The organism is Streptomyces sp. NPDC090077, from assembly GCF_044747545.1.
Lineage (GTDB): Bacteria > Actinomycetota > Actinomycetes > Streptomycetales > Streptomycetaceae > Streptomyces.
Map to the genome: position 1 here is coordinate 22379 of NZ_JBIVEG010000018.1, position 16646 is coordinate 39024.

Genomic DNA, 16646 nt, shown 5'->3' on the forward strand with positions numbered 1-16646 from the left:
GAAGTCTAATGCAAATGCGACAACAGTTGTTTGCAATGGGCTGTCCCCGAAAGCAATACTGGGACCCGGCGTGGAGCAATGACGACGGAGGTGGCCCGTGCCCGGAGGCCGGCTGACGCACGAGGAACGGCGGGAGATCGCCCAGGGGTTGGCGGCGGGCCGCACCTACTCCGAGATCGCCGCCCGGCTGGACCGGCCCGTCTCCACCGTCACCCGGGAGGTGGCCCGCAACGGCGGCGCGGGCGCCTACCGGGCCGACGTGGCGCACCGCGCGACCGCCGGGCGGGCCAGGCGGCGCGCGCAGGCCCCGGCCCAGGCCCCGGCCGCCCCCGGCGGCGAGGACGCGCACGGGCGCGACCCCGAGGCCGTGCGCGAACTGGAGGAGCAGTTCACCGCGATGATGGTCGGCACCGGCCTGCCGCGCATGACGGCCCGGGTACTGACCTGCCTGTACGTCACCGACGGCGGGAGCCTGACCGCCACCGAGCTCGCCCGGCGCCTCCAGGTCAGCCCGGCCTCCGTCTCCAAGGCCGTCGGGGAGCTCGAACAGCAGGAGCTCATCCGGCGCGAGCGCGACCCGGGCCGGCGCCGCGACCGCTACGTCATCGACGCCGACGCGTGGTTCCGCGGCTGGATGGCCAGCGCCCGGCAGAACACCATGCTGGCCGACTTCGCCCGCCGCAGCGCCCGGACCCTCGGAACCTCCACCCCCGCCGGGACCCGCATGCAGGACATCGGCGACTTCTTCGAACACGTCGGCCGGGCCATGGTCCGGGCGGCGGAGGAATGGCGCCGCGACGGCGCCCCGTAGCGTCCGTTCCCCGCCGGTCGCGACGCCGGGCCGTACTCGTCTCGCGACGCCGGGCCGTACCCGCCCGTCAGGCCCCGTCCCCGCGGGGCCGCAGGACGTCCCGCAGCACCCCGCGCGGCAGGCCCCGGCGCCTGCGCTCGCGCGGGTAGCCGATGGACACCTCGTCGAAGCGCACCCCGTCGTGGTACGTCGTACGGGGGATGTGCAGGTGCCCGTACACCACCGCCGCCGCCCGGTAGCGCAGGTGCCAGTCCGCCGTCAGCGTCGTCCCGCACCACTGCGCGAACTGCGGGTACCACAAGACGTCCGTCGGCTCCCGCACCAGCGGGTAGTGGTTGACCAGCACGGTCCCCAGCGCCGGGTCCACCGCGTCCAGCCGGGCCGCCGTCGCCGCCACCCGGGCCCGGCACCAGCCGTCCATGTCCGGGTACGGATCCGGGTGCAGCAGGAACTCGTCCGTGCACACCACCCCCGACGCGTGGGCGGCGGCGAGGGACTGCTCCTTCGTCAGCGCCGGGTCGCGGAACGAGTAGTCGTAGTGCGTGAACAGCGGAGCCACCACCACCGGCCCGCCGGGCCCCTGCCACACCGGGTACGGGTCCTCCGGCGTGAGCACCCCCAGCCTCCGGCACATCTCCACCAGGTACCGGTAGCGCTGCTCCCCGCGCAACTGCACCGGGTCGTCGGCCGGCGTCCACAGGTCGTGGTTGCCGGGCGTCCACACCACCTGCGCGAACCGGTCGCGGAGCAGCCCGAGCGCCCACTCGACCTCGGACGCCGTCTCGCTGACGTCACCCGCCACCAGCAGCCAGTCCCCGGGCGACCCGGGCACGATCTGCTCCTCCAGCAGCCGGCGGTTCTCCGCGTGCACCACGTGCAGGTCGGACACGGCCATCAGCCGGCCGGCCGACGCCCCCGCCATCAGCCGCCCACCTTGCGCAGCCAGCCGTCCACCGTGTCCGCGACGGCGCCCGCGTCCGCGCCCAGCAGCGAGAAGTGGTCGCCCGTCACCTCCGCCACGTGGTCCGCGTACTCCCAGCCGCCCGCGGCCGCGGCGGCGGACGCCGAGGCGCGCACCAGCAGCGTCGGCGCGGACGCCGGCTCCGGCGTCCAGTCGGCGAACACCCACAGGTGGCCGCCCATCGCGAGCAGCCGCCCGTCGTCGGGCAGCCCCGGCCCTCCGTCCGCGCCCAGCAGACGAGCCGCCAGCACGGCCGGCCCGCGCCGGTCCCCGCCCCGCGCGCACGTGTCGAGCAGCACCACCGCCGCCGCCTCACGGCCGATCTCCAGCAGCTCCCGGGCCACGGCGTGCGCGATCCACCCGCCGGACGCGTGCCCCAGCAGCACGGGCCGCGCGGACCCCGCCGCCTCGGCCACCGCCTCCGCCTGCGCCCGCACCAGCGCCTGCCGGCCGCGCGGCAGCACCGCCTCACCGGTGAAGCCGGGATGCGGCAGCACCGTCAGGCCCCGCCGGCCCTCCAGGGCCGCCGCGAGCGCGAGGAACTCCTCCGGGCCGGACGCCGCGCCCAGCGACGGGAACGCGAACAGCCCCGCCACCCCATCCCGTTCCGGCGCCAGCCGCACCGGGGCCGGCCAGTGCGCCACCCCGGACCGGGAGTCGTAGCCGGGCAGCAGCCCGGCCGCCGCCATCAGCAGCGCCGCGCCCTCGGCGGTACGGCCCTGCGCGTGCGCCCCGCGCAGCAGCCCCGCGAGGGTGCCCCCGGCCGCGGGCGGCGCCTCCCCCTCGCCGGCGCGCGGGTTGGCGGCCCGGCGCGGCCGACGGGGCACCAGGCTCCGCAGCACCGCCGGCACGGGGGTCCCGGCGGCGCGCAGCGCGCCCGCGTCGGCACGGGCGGCCACCAGGGTCAGGCCCCGCGCGAGCGCGTGCCCCAGCAGCCCGGCCCCGTCCCCGCCGGCCGGGGCCGCCAGCCCCGCCGGGAGGCCCTCGGCGTCGGCCCCCCACCCCAGCACCGCCGCGGGCAGTCCGGCCGCGCGGCGGCGGGCGGCCAGCGCGGTGACGAAGGCGCCCACGACCGCGGCGCACTCCGTACCGCCGGAGCCCACGGCGGCCCCGACGGTGGTGACGAACACCAGCGGCGTCCGGTGCCCGTCCAGGCCGAGCGCGGCGTCGACCGAGGCCTCCAGCGAGGGCCCGCCCGGGCCGCTCAGGTGCACGGCCGCCGCCTCCTCCCCGGGCCCGGCCGGCCGCACCCCGTACGCCTCCACCAGCTGCCGGGCGCCCTCCTCGGCGTGCGGCCCCTCCACGGCGCCGCTGAGCCGGACCGGGTCCGGGCCGCCGGCAAAGGCCGCCCTGGGCGCCACGGCCCCCGTCCGCACCAGACGCCGCGCGTACGCGACCCCGTCGCGCAGGGCCAGATCCGGCTCCCCGCCGCCCACCGCCCGCACCAGGGCCCCGCGGCTCGCGTCGCTGCCGTCCACGTCCACCAGCACGATGCGGCCCGCACCCGTACCGGCGAGCCACGCCTGCACCGAGCGCACGAAGCCGCGTACGGCCGCCGCGACGAGATCGGTGACGCCCTCCCCGGGCAGCACCTCCTCGGCGCCGCCCGTGACCACCGCCAGCACGGAACCCGCCAGCCGCTCCTCGGCGAGCCAGCCGCCCACCAGCTCCCGCACCTCGTCCACCGCCGCCGCCACGCCCCGCCCGCACAGCTCCTCGCCGACGGCGGGACCCGCGACCCGGGCCAGGACCAGCTCCGGCACCGGACCCCCCTCCGCCGCCGCCAGCAGCCCGGGCAGCCCGGAGTACGCGGGCGCCCCGTCGGACTCCGGCAGCGGCGACGGGACGGCTCCGCCGCCCGGCACACCGAGCAGCGCCCGGCGCGGCCCCCGCACCGGCCCGGCGGCCTCCGCCGCCCGCTCCCACACCAGGGCCAGCGGGCTGACGGGCCGTCCGGCCGCCCCGCCCGGCAGCGCGGACAGGGTCACGGCGGCCTCGGCCACCGGACCGCCCTCCGCGTCGGCCAGTTCCAGCGCCACCACCCCGGACGCGCCGCGCACGGCACGCACCCGCAGGGCGGTCGCCCCCGTCGCGTACAGCGCCGTACGCCGCCACGCCCCGGCGACGCGCGGCTCCGGCTCCGCCGCCAGCACGGGGTGCAGCGCCGCCTCCAGCAGCGCGGGGTGCAGCGCGTACGGCTGCCCGTGCAGCCCCGCGGGCAGCAGCACCTCCGCGAGGAACTCCCCGCCCCGCCGCCAGGCCCGCACCACCGCAGGGTGCTCCTCGGCCCCGGCCCCGGCCCCGGCCAGCGGTTCCGCGTCCCGCGGCGGCCACTCGGCCAGGGCGAAGGACGGCGCCCGGCCCGGCGCCAGAACGGCCGTCAGGTGCCGCACCCACGGCTCCTCCGGTTCGGCGCCCTCCGCCCGGGAGACCACCGTCAGCCGCCGCCGGCCGGACCCGTCGGGGGCCTGCGCCAGCAGCTGGAGCAGCACCCCGCCCCGCGCGGGCAGGGCCAGGGCCGTCTCCGTGGCGGCCTCCTCGACCTCCGGCGCGCCGACCGCGCCGCCCACCGCGAGGGCCGCCTCCACCAGCGCCTGCGCCGGCACGCTCCCGGACGCGGCGAACTCCGGGTGGCTGCGCGCCGAGACCGTCCCCGTGAACAGCACGGCCCCCGCCTCCGGGAGGTCCAGCCGCCACGCGGCCAGCGGGTGCCCCGTCGCGGCCATCCCCGTCGCCGCGGCCGTCGCCGACCCTGTTGCCGCGGACCCCGTTGCCGCCGCCCCCGCCGCCGCGGACCCCTGGGTGACGGCCCTGCCGGACCCCCGGGCGCCGCCCCGCGCCACCGGGGCGGCGGGACCCCCGCCCGGTCTGCGGTCCTCGCGCCGGAAGGGGTACGTGGGCAGGCCGTACAGCGGCGCCCCGGCGGGCAGCCCCAGCGGCAGTCGGCCGAGGACGCCGTGGGCGTACAGGGTCGCGGTCGCCGTGAGCAGCGCCCGGACCTCGTCGCCCCGGCGGCACAGGGCCGGCACCAGGACCGCGGAGCCCCCGTCGGCGAGGCACGGCCGGGCCATGGCCGCGAGGGCGCCGTCGGGACCCAGCTCCAGTACCGCGGTGGCGCCCTCGGACTCCAGGGTGCGGACGGCGTCCTGGAAGCGGACGGTCTCGCGGACGTGGCCGACCCAGTACTCCGGACGCGCGACCTCCTCGGTCACGATGCCGCCGGTGAGCGCGGAGACGAAGGCGATCCGGGGCCGCCGGAAGTCCAGGCCCGCGATGGCCCGCCGGAACTCCTCCAGCATCGGGTCCATCAGCGGCGAGTGGAACGCGTGCCCCGCGCGCAGGGTCTTGGACTTGACGTCCTGTTCGGCCAGCCGTCCCACGACCGCCCGGACGGCCTCGCGGGCGCCCGAGACGACGACGTCCCGGGGCCCGTTGACGGCGGCGAGCGCCGTGCCCGGCACCAGCAGCGGGGCGACCTCCTCCGCGCCCGTCCGCACGGCGACCATGAGCCCGGCCCCCGGCAGGGCCTCCATCAGCCGCCCGCGCGCCGTGACGAGCACGGCCGCGTCCTTCAGGGACAGCACCCCGGCCACGTGCGCGGCGGCGATCTCACCGGCGGAATGCCCGCCGACGAACCTCGGCACGACCCCCCACGACTCGACGAGCCGGTAGAGCGCCACCTCGACGGCGAACAGCGCGGCCTGGGCGGTACCGGTGCGGCCCAGGGCGTCGGCGGAGGCGCCGGCGTCGTCCCCGAACACGGCCTCCCGGACCCCGCCCCCGAGTTCGGCGCACACCTCGTCGAAGGCGGCGGCGAACACGGGGAAGGCCGCGTACAGACCGCGGCCCATGCCCGGCCGCTGGCCGCCCTCGCCGGTGAACAGCACGGCCAGCTCCCGGCGCCGCGCCGCCGTCCCGCGGACCAGGCCCGCGGCCCGCCGGTCCCGGGCCAGGGCCTCCAGCCCCCGCACCAGCTCCTCCCGGTCCGCGGCGACGACCACCGCCCGGTGCTCGAAGGCCGTACGGGTGGTGGCGAGCGCCCGGCTCAGGGCCCCCGGCCGCGCCCCCGGCTGCCCGCCCAGCCAGGCCAGCAGCCGCCGGGCCTGGGCGCGCAGGGCCTCCGGGGTGGTGCCGGAGACGGTGTACGGCAGCGGGTGCGCGGCCCCGTCGGCCCCGCGTCCCCCGTCGGCCCGGGCGGTACGCGGCGCCCGCTCCAGCACCACGTGGCAGTCCGGGCCGCCCGTACCGCGGGCGCCGACGCCCACGACGAGCCGCCGGCCGGTCCCCTCGGCGTGCGGGACCGGACCCGGCTCACCGGGGTCCCGGTCCGGGCCCGGCAGCGCCCCGATCAGGTCCGTGATGCCCACGGCGCCGCGCGGTTCGACGTACCGGACCCCGACCGGGTCGACGCCGGCCCGCTCGCAGACCCGGCGCAGCGCGTCCTCCCGGCCCGGCCGGGACCCGGCGCCGGGCACGGCAGGACCCGTACCGCCGTCCTCGTCGATGCCGGTGCCCGCGATCACGCCGAGCACCCGGTCGCCGTCGGCCAGGGCCCGGGCGAGGGGCTTGAGGACGACGACGCCGCCGCCCTCGCAGCGCACCGGGCCGCGGGACCCGTCGCCCCGTGCCGCCGCGCCGGGCACCGGTTCCGGGCCGAGCCCGGCGACCAGGGCGGTGTCGCAATCGCCGCCGCGCAGGCTCTCACAGGCCAGGTGCACCGCCACGAGCGAGGAGGAACGGCCGGCGTACACGGTCGTGCTCGGGCCGCGCAGGCCCAGCAGGCCGCCGGTGCGGTGGCCGATCGTCTCCGGGCCCTGCTGGTACGACGGGGCGGTGTGCCCGTCCCGCACGGCGCCCACGAACACGCCGACGCGCTCGCCGCGCAGCGACCCCGGCACGATCCCCGCGTGCTCTAGGGCCTCCCAGCACAGCTCCAGCACCAGCCGGCGGCGCGGGCCCATCGACGCGGCCTCGCGCGGGGAGATCCCGAAGAAGGCCGGATCGAAGGCGTCGGCGGCGTCGTCCGGCAGCCGCCACGGGGCGTCCGGGCCGGGAGCCTTCGGGAGGCGGCAGGACAGTCCGACGACCGCGATCCGGTGGTCGGGGGGCACGGTTGCGTCCGGGAGCGGACCGCGAGCGTCTTCAGGCATTTCTTCTCACCCATCCGTCCTGACGCGAGGTGGTGCGGGGGAGATGGTGCGCACAGCGGCTGGAGGCGGGCTCAAGAACGGCTGAATCCCGTCGCCCGGCCGGTGGCGCCACCTCCCCGACGGCCCCAAAACCGGTCGTCCGAACGGGAGATGAGAGCATGCCGGGAGGGCCGGCAACACCACGGAAGACGAAAGGTCATCTGCAATGGAGCATTCCGCCGACGGCGTGTACGACGTGGTCATCCTCGGTGGCGGCAGCGGGGGCTACTCCTGCGCCCTGCGCGCGACCCAGCTCGGCCTGAGCGTCGTCCTCGTCGAGAAGGGCAAGCTGGGCGGCACCTGCCTGCACAACGGCTGCATCCCGACCAAGGCCCTCCTGCACGTCGGCGAGGTCGCCGACGAACTGCGCCGCAGCGAGTCGTACGGGGTGAAGTCCACCTTCGAGGGCGTGGACATAGCCGGGGTGCACGCGTACAAGGACGGCGTGATCGCCGGCCTCTACAAGGGCCTCCAGGGCATGCTGAAGTCGCGCCGGAACCTCACCCTGGTCGAGGGAGAGGGCCGCCTCGTCTCCCCGACCGAGGTCGAGGCGGGCGGTGTCCGCTACCGGGGCCGCCACGTCGTCCTCGCCACCGGATCGCAGCCACGCTCGCTGCCCGGCCTGGCCATCGACGGCAACCGGGTGATCTCCTCCGACCACGCACTGTTCCTCGACCGGATCCCCGAGTCGGCGGTCGTGCTCGGCGGCGGCGTCATCGGCGTCGAGTTCGCCTCCGCCTGGAAGTCCTTCGGCGTGGACGTCACCGTCGTCGAGGGCCTGCCGCACCTGGTGCCCGCCGAGGACGTCGACGTCTCCAAGTCCCTGGAGCGCGCCTTCCGCAAGCGGAAGATCAAGTTCGAGCTGGGTTCCCGCTTCTCCGGGGTCGAGTACACCGAGAACGGCGTACGGGTCTCCCTGGAGAACGGCAAGCAGATCGAGGCCGAACTGCTGCTCGTCGCCGTCGGCCGCGGCCCGGTCTCCGCCGGCCTCGGCTACGAGGAGGCGGGCGTCGCCCTCGACCGCGGCCACGTCGTCGTCGACGAGCTGCTGCGCACCAACCTGCCGACCGTCTCCGCCGTCGGCGACCTGATCCCGACCCTCCAGCTGGCCCACGTCGGCTTCGCCGAGGGCATCCTCGTCGCCGAACGCCTCGCGGGCCTGCCCGTGAGCCCGGTCGACTACGACGGCGTCGCGCGGGTCACCTACTGCGAGCCGGAGATCGCCTCCGTCGGCCTCAGCGAGGCGAAGGCCAAGGAGGTCTACGGCGAGGACAAGGTCGTCGTCAGCAGGTTCAACGCGGGCAGCACCGGCAAGAGCAAGATCCTGAAGTCGGCGGGCGACGTCAAGCTCGTCCAGGTAGTCGACGGCCCCGTCATCGGCATCCACATGATCGGTTCGCGCGTCAGCGAGCAGATCGGCGAGGCCCAGCTCATCTTCAACTGGCAGGCCCTCCCGTCCGAGGTCGCGAGCCTCATCCACGCCCACCCGACCCAGACCGAGGCCCTGGGCGAGGCCCACCTGGCCCTCGCCGGGAAGCCGCTGCACGTCCACGGCTGACCCCGCGGTCGGTATTCCGCCATTCGGAAGGGCCGGGGTCAACTCCCCGGCCCTTCCTGGTATTTCGGCAAAACCGCTGGTACGACACCCACCCGAATGCCACGATCACTGCGCCGCGGGCGTGGGGCCCGCCGGTAACCGGCCATCAGGCGAGGACGTATCCATGAACCCGGAACACGGCACCAACCTGGCACACGGCACGCACGGCACGGCACGCACGGGCGGCGACAGGGCGGCAACCCTCCTGCTCGGCGTCTCCACCGTCCTCATCGGCCTGATGGCGGGCCTGTTCTTCGCGTTCGACGTCTCGGTCATGCCGGGCCTGGCCGCCGGCGACGAGCGCACCTACGTCACCGCCATGCAGAGCTTCAACGCCGCCATCGACGGCAACGGCCTCTTCGGCAGCGTCTTCGTCCTCGCGCTGCTCACCACCGCCGCCGCGGCCGTCGTCGAGTACCGCAGGGGCCGGCGCGGCACCGCCGTGTGGGCGGCCGCCGCGGCCGTCGCCTACCTCGTCGTACTGGTGATCACCTTCGCGGTGAACATCCCGCTGAACAACGAGCTCGCGGCCGTGGGCGACGCGGCGAAGCTCACCGACTTCTCGGTGGTGGAGAAGTTCAAGGGCACCTGGGTCACCACGAACATCCTGCGCACCCTGCTGTGCACCGCCGCCCTCACCGCCCTCGTCCGGGCCCTCCTCCTCCACGGCCGCGGCACCGCCCGCTGAGCCGTCGGAGACGGGCACGTACTGATCTTTTCGGGATATTCGGTGGCTCCAGCACCTTGATGCCACTTCGCGACGAAGCAGGACGAAAACCAGTCATAGTCCGGCGATGTGCTGCCGTCATGTGCACGGGGTACGTAGGTTCTCGCCTCGGTCCGGGACGTCCTGTGACGCCCGGCCGCGCAGTTCTTCCACTGCAACGGGAGGGGAATCGCATGGCTGACATCGACCTCGGTGTGGCGTCCGACTGGGACGAGGGGGACACTCACGGCCGCGTCAAGCTGCGGCCGAACCAGGTCTACCCGAACTCGCCCAAGAAGGACGTGCTCATCAGCTCCCCGGTGAGCATCGAGCTGTCCGTGAACACGAACCACTCCTCCTCGCAGGAGGCGGACAAGATCTACTTCACGACCCACCACGGATCCACGAAGAAGATCATCGCGGTGCTCGACTCCGACGGCAACCTGCACATCGCCGGCCGTCTGATCACCGAGCAGAAGGACCTCCGCTACTAGGAGATCCCCTCCGGACCGCCTCGCCGTCCGGGTGACGGGACCGCGCCACTGCCCGGCCCCGTCACCCCGTGACTGCGTGACTGTCTGACTCCGTGGGAAGGCCTAGGCGGCGTGCTGGCCGTGCAGGACCAGCGCCCAGGCCAGCAGCCCGAAGGCCACCGTGCACAGCAGGGTGCGCCACGCGTTCGCGCGGACCCAGGTCCCCTCGAACGCGCGGCGCACGGCGGCCGGATCGGCGATCCGGTCCACCGGACCCGCCTTCTCCAGGGCGTTGTTGAGCGGGATGTTCACCCGGGCGGTGACGATCATCGCCAGGACGTACGCGACGAGGGCGCCGGCCAGCGGCACCACCGCGTGGCGCCCGTCGCCCGGCAGGTGCAGGCCCAGGGCCAGCGCGGTGAACACCAGCGAGCCCATGTAGCCGAGCAGGAACCAGCCGTTGAGGATGGCCACGTTGATCCGCTGCATCGTCTCGATCACCGTCCGGTCGGACGAGGCGCGCAGCCCTGGCATCACCGCCACCGAGAACCCGTAGAACAGACCGCTCACCAGTCCCGTGGTGATGGTCGCAGCGATCAGTGACGCGAACCGTGCCGTTTCCACGTGGTCCCCCCGCCTGTGTGGGTGCCGCATGTACTGCCGCACCGCGATGGCCGGATTCTCGCCCACCCAAGGTCGTTCCACCCCTGATCCAAGCGGTATCCAGCTGATCCTACGGTCGTACGCAGGCCACCTGCCGTGCCATTGCACAGGCCCAACAGCCGGGCCGTGCAGGTGGGATGACCCATTCCGGGAGCACCCCCGGAGCGCGGTACCCTCCCGCTGGGCCCGCACGCCCGCCAGGACGCCGGAGAGGAATCCGACCGTGACCGACCCGAAGCACAGACTGGACGCACTGCGGTCCGACATCGAGCGCCGCAACCCCGCCCAGCCCGAGTTCCACCAGGCCGTACGGGAGGTCCTGGACACCCTGGCCCCCGTTTTCGCGGCGCGCCCCGAGTACGCCGAGGCCGGGCTCGTGGAGCGGCTCGTGGAGCCGGAGCGGCAGATCATCTTCCGGGTGCCGTGGACGGACGACCACGGGCACGTCCACGTCAACCGCGGCTACCGGGTGGAGTTCAACAGCGCGCTCGGCCCGTACAAGGGCGGCCTGCGCTTTCACCCGTCCGTGGACATCGGCGTGGTCAAGTTCCTCGGCTTCGAGCAGATCTTCAAGAACGCCCTGACCGGACTCGGCATCGGCGGCGGCAAGGGCGGCAGCGACTTCGACCCGCACGGCCGCTCCGACGCCGAGGTCATGCGCTTCTGCCAGTCCTTCATGACCGAGCTCCACCGCCACATCGGCGAGCACACCGACGTCCCGGCCGGGGACATCGGCGTCGGCGGCCGCGAGATCGGCTACCTGTTCGGCCAGTACCGGCGCATCACCAACCGCTGGGAGGCCGGCGTCCTGACCGGCAAGGGACAGGGCTGGGGCGGCTCCGCGATCCGGCCCGAGGCCACCGGCTACGGCAGCGTCCTGTTCGCCGCCGAGATGCTGAAGGTCCGGGGCGAGTCCCTCGACGGCCTGACGGCCGTGGTCTCCGGCTCCGGGAACGTGGCCCTGTACACCATCGAGAAGCTCCAGCAGCTCGGCGCCAACCCGCTGACCTGCTCCGACTCCCAGGGCTACGTGGTCGACGACAAGGGCATCGACCTCGCCCTGCTCCGCCAGATCAAGGAGGTCGAGCGGGGCCGCGTCAGCGAGTACGCCGCCCGGCGCGGCCCCTCGGCCCGGTTCGTGCCCGGTGGACGGGTGTGGGAGGTCCCGGCCGACGTCGCGTTCCCCTCCGCGACCCAGAACGAGCTGGGCGCCGAGGACGCGCGCACCCTCATCGGGAACGGCGTCAAGGCGGTCTCGGAGGGCGCCAACATGCCCAGCACCCCCGAGGCGGTCCACCTCTTCCAGGCGGCCGGCGTCGCCTTCGGCCCGGGCAAGGCCGCCAACGCGGGCGGCGTCGCGGTCAGCGCCCTGGAGATGGCCCAGAACGCGGGCCGCACGGCCTGGACCCGGGACCGGGTCGAGTCGGAACTGGCCGCCATCATGAGCTCCATCCACGAGGTCGCCCACGAAACCGCCGCCCGCTACGACGCCCCGGGCGACTACGTCACGGGCGCCAACATCGCCGGCTTCGAACGCGTGGCGGACGCGATGCTGGTCCAGGGCGTGATCTGACCCCTGCCGCTGCCGGGTCCGCGCCGCCAGGGGGCGCGGACCCGCCGTGCCCCGGGCCTGCCGCTCAGTCCGCTTCGGTACCGGGCCCCCCGGCCCGCTCCGTCCAGGCGGTGAGCTGCCGCCGGACGGCCAGGGCCCGGGGATGACCGGGACCGTGGACGCGTTCGACGTCCGCCGCGAGAGCGCGGTAGAGGTCCCGTGCGGCGGCGGCGTCGCCCGCCTTGCCGGTGTACCGGGCGTGCTGGGCGCGGCTGGCCAGGGTGTCGGGGTGGTCGGGACCGAGGATGCGGGTCTCGTCCGCCACGAGGTCGCCGAAGAGGTCACGCGTGGTGGCGGGGTAGCCCGCCTTGCCGGTGTACCGGGCGTGCTGCTTGCGGCTGATCAGGGTGTCGGGGTGGTCCGGGCCCAAGACGCGGGTCTCGTCCCGGATGAGGGTGCGGAAGAGCTCGCGCGCCGCTTCGAGTCCGCCCGCCTTGCCGGTGAAGCCGGCCAGCCGGTAGCGGCTGAGCAGGGTGTCGGGGTGGTCCGAGCCCAGGACACGGGTCTCGTCGGCGACGAGCCCGGCCAACAGGTCGCGTGCGGTGGCGGGATCGTCCGCTTCGCCCGTCCAGTGGGCGAGCTGGTGGCGGCTGGTGAGGGTGTCGGCGTGGTCGGCGCCCAGGACGCGTGCCTGGTCCCGGGCGAGATCCTTCATCAACTCCCGTGCGGTGGCCGGGTCGCCCGCTTCGCCCGTCCAGTGGGCGAGCTGGTGGCGGCCGGTGAGGGTGTCGTGGTCGTCGGGACCCAGGACTCGCTCGTAGTCGCCGACCAGGGTCTCGTAGAGGTCGCGTGCGGTGGCGGGGTCGCCCGCTTCGCCCGTCCAGTAGGCGAGCTGGTGGCGGCTGGTGAGGGTGTCGGCGTGGTCGGCGCCCAGGACGTCGGTCTCGTCCGGGATCAGAGCGGCGACCAGATCGCGCGCGGTGGCCGGGGCGCCCGCCTCGGCGGTGCAGTACGCGTACTGGTAGCGGCTGACAAGGGTCCCGGGATCCTTGGGGCCGAGGAAGCCGGCCGACGCCGTGGTGAGGAGGGCGTAGAGGCGGGCGGCTGCCCGGAAGTCGCCCGAGTCCATGGCTGCCTCGGCTTCGGCGCGGAGCTCCCGCGCCGTCTTGTTCGGGGCGTCCGTGCCGGTGGGGCGGTTGTCCGGGACAACGACGGGCACGGGTTCGCCGAGCTCGGTGGCGATGCGGTGGACCGTGTCGCTGTCGGTGTCGTTGACTGCCGTCACGCGGGCGAGGGCCGTGTCGATGTCGTTGCCCTCGGGGTCCGCGGGCCCGGCCGGCCCGGTGAACGGCGCGAGCCCGGGGAGGTCGTCCGCCGGGGCGGCCCCGCCCCGGCCGCGCAGGAACTCCAACTCGTCGGTGAGCGCCTTGATCTGCTCCTGCAGGCGCGCCGCAAGGGCCTCGGCCTGCTGCTTCTTCTCCTCGGCCCGTCCGAGTTCGTTCTCGGCCTTGGCCTGCTGGGACCGGGCCCGCTCCAGCTTGGACTGCGCGGCTTCCAGGACCTCCTGGCCGACGGCCCGGTCGCGCTCCCTGCCGAGGGCACCGACACGGTCGTTCAGCTTGTGGATCATGCCGAGCAGGATCCAGATCAGCCGCGCGGCGTTGTCGGCCGTCTGGCGCAGCTCCGCCTGCTGCTCCAGGGCGCGGGTGAGCCGGTCGTAGGTCTCGATCTGCTGGGCCTGCACCGCCGCCAGGTCCGGCACGCCCGGTCCGGCCGTCGCGGCGGATGCCCTCGGGGCCATGGCGCGGGGCGGGTGCTTCGCCTCGTACAGCAGGGCTTCGGCCTCGCCCTGGCGGCGTTCGCGCAAGGGCGCGGGGGCCGTCGCCTGGATGAGCGAGGTGACGAACCGCTGCGGCGGGATCCGCCCGCCGAGCAGCGAGCTGATCTGCGTGGAGGAGTAGCTGATCTCCTTCTCCAGCACGGCCAGGGTCTTGCCGGAACCGTCCACCTGCGCCCGCAGGAACGCGGCGAGTCTGCCGGCCGCCGGGTTCTCCGGGCGGATCTGCCCCCACGGGCGGCCCTTGCGCCTGTTCGTTTCCGCCACCCACGTACCCCCTGGTGCGCGCCGTGCGTCTGTCCGGTCCGGCCGGGACAAGTGCCCTTCCATCCGCAACCTATCTGCGATGTTCCGCCCGGAGGGTCCGGACAACCCAACTCCCCCGGATGGTGCGCTCACCGGCCGCACCCCGCGGCCCGACCCCGAAGGGCCCGACCACCATGACCGACCTCCTCTCCGTCGCCGCCGACGTCCTCACCCTCATCGGAGCGGCGCTCTCCCTCACCCTCGACGTCCGCCGGGCGCGCGCCGAGGCCCGCGCGAAGGCCGGGGGCACGGAGGCCCCGGGGAGTGACCCCGGGGCGGCGGCGTAGCCTGTAGGTCCGACATCGACAGGGAGTTGCCGCGTGCTGACCGCGCTGGACGGGACGTACGGGGACCGGGCGGACGCCGTGAGCGTCGCCGGCCGTACCGCCTCGTACGAGGAACTGCTCGGCGCGGCGGGGGCCGTGGCCGCCGACGTCGCCGGCGCCCCCGCCTTCGCCGTGACCGCGACCGCCTCCCTGGAGACCGTCGCGGCGGCCGTCGGCGGGCTCCTCGCCGGGGTGCCCTTCGTACCGCTGCCCCCCGACGCCGGACCCGCCGAACGCGAGCACGTCCTGCGCGACTCCGGCGCCGTCGAAGTCCCCGTCGACTTCGCCCGCCGGGCGCCGGCGCCCTCCCGGGCGGCCGGACCCGGGGACCCCGCGCTGGTGCTGTACACCTCCGGCACCACCGGCCCGCCCAAGGGCGTGGTCCTGACCGCCGACGCCCTCGCCGCCGACCTCGACGCCCTCGCCGGAGCCTGGCAGTGGACCGCCGAGGACACCCTGGTGCACGGGCTCCCGCTGTTCCACGTGCACGGCCTCGTGCTCGGCGTGCTCGGCGCCCTGCGCACCGGGAGCCGCCTCGTGCACACCGGCCGCCCGACCCCGCAGGCGTACGCCGCCGCCCGCGGCAGCCTGTACTTCGGGGTGCCGACCGTGTGGTCCCGCATCGCCGCCGCGCCGGAGCACGCGGCCGCGCTGTCCGGCGCCCGCCTCCTCGTCTCCGGCAGCGCCGCCCTGCCCGCACCGGTCTTCCGGGACCTGGAGCGCCTCACCGGCCACCGGCCCGTCGAGCGCTACGGGATGACCGAGACCCTGATCACCGTCAGCGGCCGCGCGGGCGGCGAGGTCCGGCCCGGCACCGTCGGCACCCCGCTCCCCGGCATCCGCACCCGCATCGCCGCCGAGCCCGGCGCCGAGATCGGCGAACTCCAGCTCACCGGACCCACGCTGTTCTCCGGCTACCTGGGCCGCCCCGAGGCGACCGCGGCCGCGTACACCGGGGACGGGTGGTTCCGTACGGGGGACATCGCCGCCGTCGACCCGGAGGACGGGGTCCACCGCATCGTCGGCCGGGCCTCCATCGACATGATCAAGTCCGGCGGCTACCGCATCGGCGCCGGCGAGATCGAGAACGCCCTGCTGGACCACCCCAAGGTGGCCGAGGCGGCCGTCGTGGGGGTCCCGGACGCCGACCTCGGGCAGCGGATCGTCGCCTTCGTCGTCGCCGAAGGGGTCACCGGCCCCGAACTCACCGACTTCGTCGCCGCGCACCTCTCGGTGCACAAGCGCCCCCGCGAGGTCCGCTTCGTCCCCGCGATCCCCCGCAACGCCATGGGGAAGCCGCAGAAGAAGCTCCTGCTCACCGGCGAGTCCGGCGAGGCCGGGAAGTCCGGCGAGGCCGGGAGGTCCGGCGAGTCCAGCACGATCGGAGAAGCACGATGAACGCCGTCGACCGCGGAAGCCCCTGGATCCGCCGGTTCCACCCGCCTGCGGTGCGGCCGGGCACGGCCCTGCCGGTCCTCGTCGTACTCCCGCACGCGGGCGGCAGCGCCTCCTTCTACTTCCCGTTCTCCCGCGACCTCGCCGCGCACGCCGAGGTGCTCACCGTCCAGTACCCCGGCCGCCAGGAGCGCTTCGGCGAGCCGATCCCGGACACCATCGCCGGGCTGGCCGACGGGGTGGAGCGGGCGCTGGAACCCTGGCGCGGCCGGCCCCTCGTCCTGTTCGGCCACAGCATGGGCGCGATGGTCGCCTACGAGCTGGCGCGCCGGCTGGAGGCGGCCGGCGAGACGCCGCGCGGCCTGATCGTCTCCGGGCGGCGATCGCCGCTGATCACGCGGGAGGAGGGGGACCTCCACGCCCAGGACGACGACACCCTGCTCGCCCGGGTGCACTCCCTCTCCGGAACCGATCCCGCGCTGCTCGCCGACCCGGACTTCCGGGCGCTGATCCTGCCGGCGCTGCGCAGCGACTACCGGGCGGTGGAGACCTGGCGGCACGTGCCGGGAGCGCCGTTGCGGACGCCCGTCAGCGTGCTCGGCGGGGAGTCCGACCCGCGGGCGAGCGTGGCCGAGGCGATGGCCTGGCGGGACGTGGCCGGGGCCGGGTTCGGCTTCCGCGGCTTCCCCGGCGGGCACTTCTACCTGGTCGAGCAGCACGCGGCCGTGGTGCGGGCGGTGGCCGAGGACCTCTCGGGGTTCACGGCGGGCTGACGCCGCTGCGGGCCGCGGCGGGGGGCCCCAAGTCCCGCCCCGCGCCGACCCGTACCG

Annotated in this window: 12 protein-coding genes; 8 read left to right on the forward strand and 4 right to left on the reverse strand. The window is 75.4% G+C overall.

Annotation, left to right across the window (positions count from 1 at the left end):
* Positions 1–97: 97 nt before the first annotated feature.
* Positions 98–811, forward strand: coding sequence for a MarR family transcriptional regulator (locus ACIPW5_RS26270; RefSeq protein ID WP_401249531.1), 714 nt, complete (start codon positions 98–100; stop codon positions 809–811).
* 67 nt (positions 812–878) lie between these two features.
* Here ACIPW5_RS26270 and ACIPW5_RS26275 read toward each other — a convergent pair whose 3' ends face one another.
* Both ACIPW5_RS26275 and ACIPW5_RS26280 read right to left on the reverse strand, forming a co-directional pair.
* Complete coding sequence (locus ACIPW5_RS26275; RefSeq protein WP_401249534.1) at positions 879–1733, reverse strand: metallophosphoesterase family protein; 855 nt, start codon at positions 1731–1733, stop codon at positions 879–881.
* Positions 1733–6883, reverse strand: a complete 5151-nt coding sequence (locus ACIPW5_RS26280) for an acyltransferase domain-containing protein (protein ID WP_401249537.1) — start codon at positions 6881–6883, stop codon at positions 1733–1735. Before ACIPW5_RS26280 ends, ACIPW5_RS26275 begins: the two co-directional genes overlap by 1 nt.
* 244 nt (positions 6884–7127) lie before the next feature.
* On the opposite strand from ACIPW5_RS26280, the gene lpdA reads away from it, so the two are divergent.
* From lpdA to ACIPW5_RS26295, 3 genes are all read left to right on the forward strand, one after another.
* The gene (lpdA, locus tag ACIPW5_RS26285; protein WP_401249540.1) at positions 7128–8519 is read left to right on the forward strand and encodes a dihydrolipoyl dehydrogenase; all 1392 of its coding nucleotides are present in this window, start codon (positions 7128–7130) and stop codon (positions 8517–8519) included.
* Positions 8520–8682: 163 nt separating this feature from the next.
* Positions 8683–9246, forward strand: a complete 564-nt coding sequence (locus tag ACIPW5_RS26290) for a DUF1772 domain-containing protein (RefSeq protein ID WP_401249543.1) — start codon at positions 8683–8685, stop codon at positions 9244–9246.
* 212 nt (positions 9247–9458) lie between these two features.
* Complete coding sequence (locus ACIPW5_RS26295; RefSeq protein WP_125815228.1) at positions 9459–9758, forward strand: DUF6342 family protein; 300 nt, start codon at positions 9459–9461, stop codon at positions 9756–9758.
* A gap of 102 nt (positions 9759–9860) precedes the next feature.
* On the opposite strand, the gene ACIPW5_RS26300 is transcribed toward ACIPW5_RS26295, so the two are convergent.
* Entirely contained in the window at positions 9861–10307 is a 447-nt protein-coding gene (locus tag ACIPW5_RS26300; protein WP_401249546.1) for a DUF1772 domain-containing protein, read from the reverse strand.
* A 316-nt stretch (positions 10308–10623) separates the two neighbouring features.
* Here ACIPW5_RS26300 and gdhA point away from each other — a divergent pair, with 316 nt between their 5' ends.
* The gene (gdhA, locus tag ACIPW5_RS26305; RefSeq protein WP_401249549.1) at positions 10624–11973 is read left to right on the forward strand and encodes an NADP-specific glutamate dehydrogenase; all 1350 of its coding nucleotides are present in this window, start codon (positions 10624–10626) and stop codon (positions 11971–11973) included.
* Between the two features lie 64 nt (positions 11974–12037).
* Here gdhA and ACIPW5_RS26310 read toward each other — a convergent pair whose 3' ends face one another.
* Positions 12038–14056, reverse strand: coding sequence for a tetratricopeptide repeat protein (locus tag ACIPW5_RS26310; RefSeq protein WP_401249552.1), 2019 nt, complete (start codon positions 14054–14056; stop codon positions 12038–12040).
* A 173-nt stretch (positions 14057–14229) separates the two neighbouring features.
* Between ACIPW5_RS26310 and ACIPW5_RS26315 the strand changes: the two genes are divergently transcribed.
* Genes ACIPW5_RS26315 through ACIPW5_RS26325 form a run of 3 tightly spaced genes read left to right on the forward strand, consistent with a single transcriptional unit; the run spans position 14230 to position 16589 of the window.
* Entirely contained in the window at positions 14230–14382 is a 153-nt protein-coding gene (locus ACIPW5_RS26315; RefSeq protein ID WP_401249554.1) for a hypothetical protein, read from the forward strand.
* A 33-nt stretch (positions 14383–14415) separates the two neighbouring features.
* Positions 14416–15819: an AMP-binding protein gene (locus ACIPW5_RS26320; RefSeq protein ID WP_401249557.1), complete on the forward strand. Its 1404-nt coding sequence runs from the start codon at positions 14416–14418 to the stop codon at positions 15817–15819.
* Positions 15816–16589, forward strand: coding sequence for a thioesterase II family protein (locus tag ACIPW5_RS26325; RefSeq protein ID WP_401249559.1), 774 nt, complete (start codon positions 15816–15818; stop codon positions 16587–16589). Before ACIPW5_RS26320 ends, ACIPW5_RS26325 begins: the two co-directional genes overlap by 4 nt.
* The last annotated feature ends 57 nt before the right edge of the window (positions 16590–16646 follow it).

Coding starts and splice junctions, on each gene's coding strand:
- ACIPW5_RS26275 (WP_401249534.1), bottom strand. CDS start 1,733: ATGGCGGGGGCGTCGGCCGGCCGGCTGATGGCCGTGTCCGACCTGCAC.
- lpdA (WP_401249540.1), top strand. CDS start 7,128: ATGGAGCATTCCGCCGACGGCGTGTACGACGTGGTCATCCTCGGTGGC.
- ACIPW5_RS26290 (WP_401249543.1), top strand. CDS start 8,683: ATGAACCCGGAACACGGCACCAACCTGGCACACGGCACGCACGGCACG.
- ACIPW5_RS26295 (WP_125815228.1), top strand. CDS start 9,459: ATGGCTGACATCGACCTCGGTGTGGCGTCCGACTGGGACGAGGGGGAC.
- ACIPW5_RS26315 (WP_401249554.1), top strand. CDS start 14,230: ATGACCGACCTCCTCTCCGTCGCCGCCGACGTCCTCACCCTCATCGGA.
- ACIPW5_RS26325 (WP_401249559.1), top strand. CDS start 15,816: ATGAACGCCGTCGACCGCGGAAGCCCCTGGATCCGCCGGTTCCACCCG.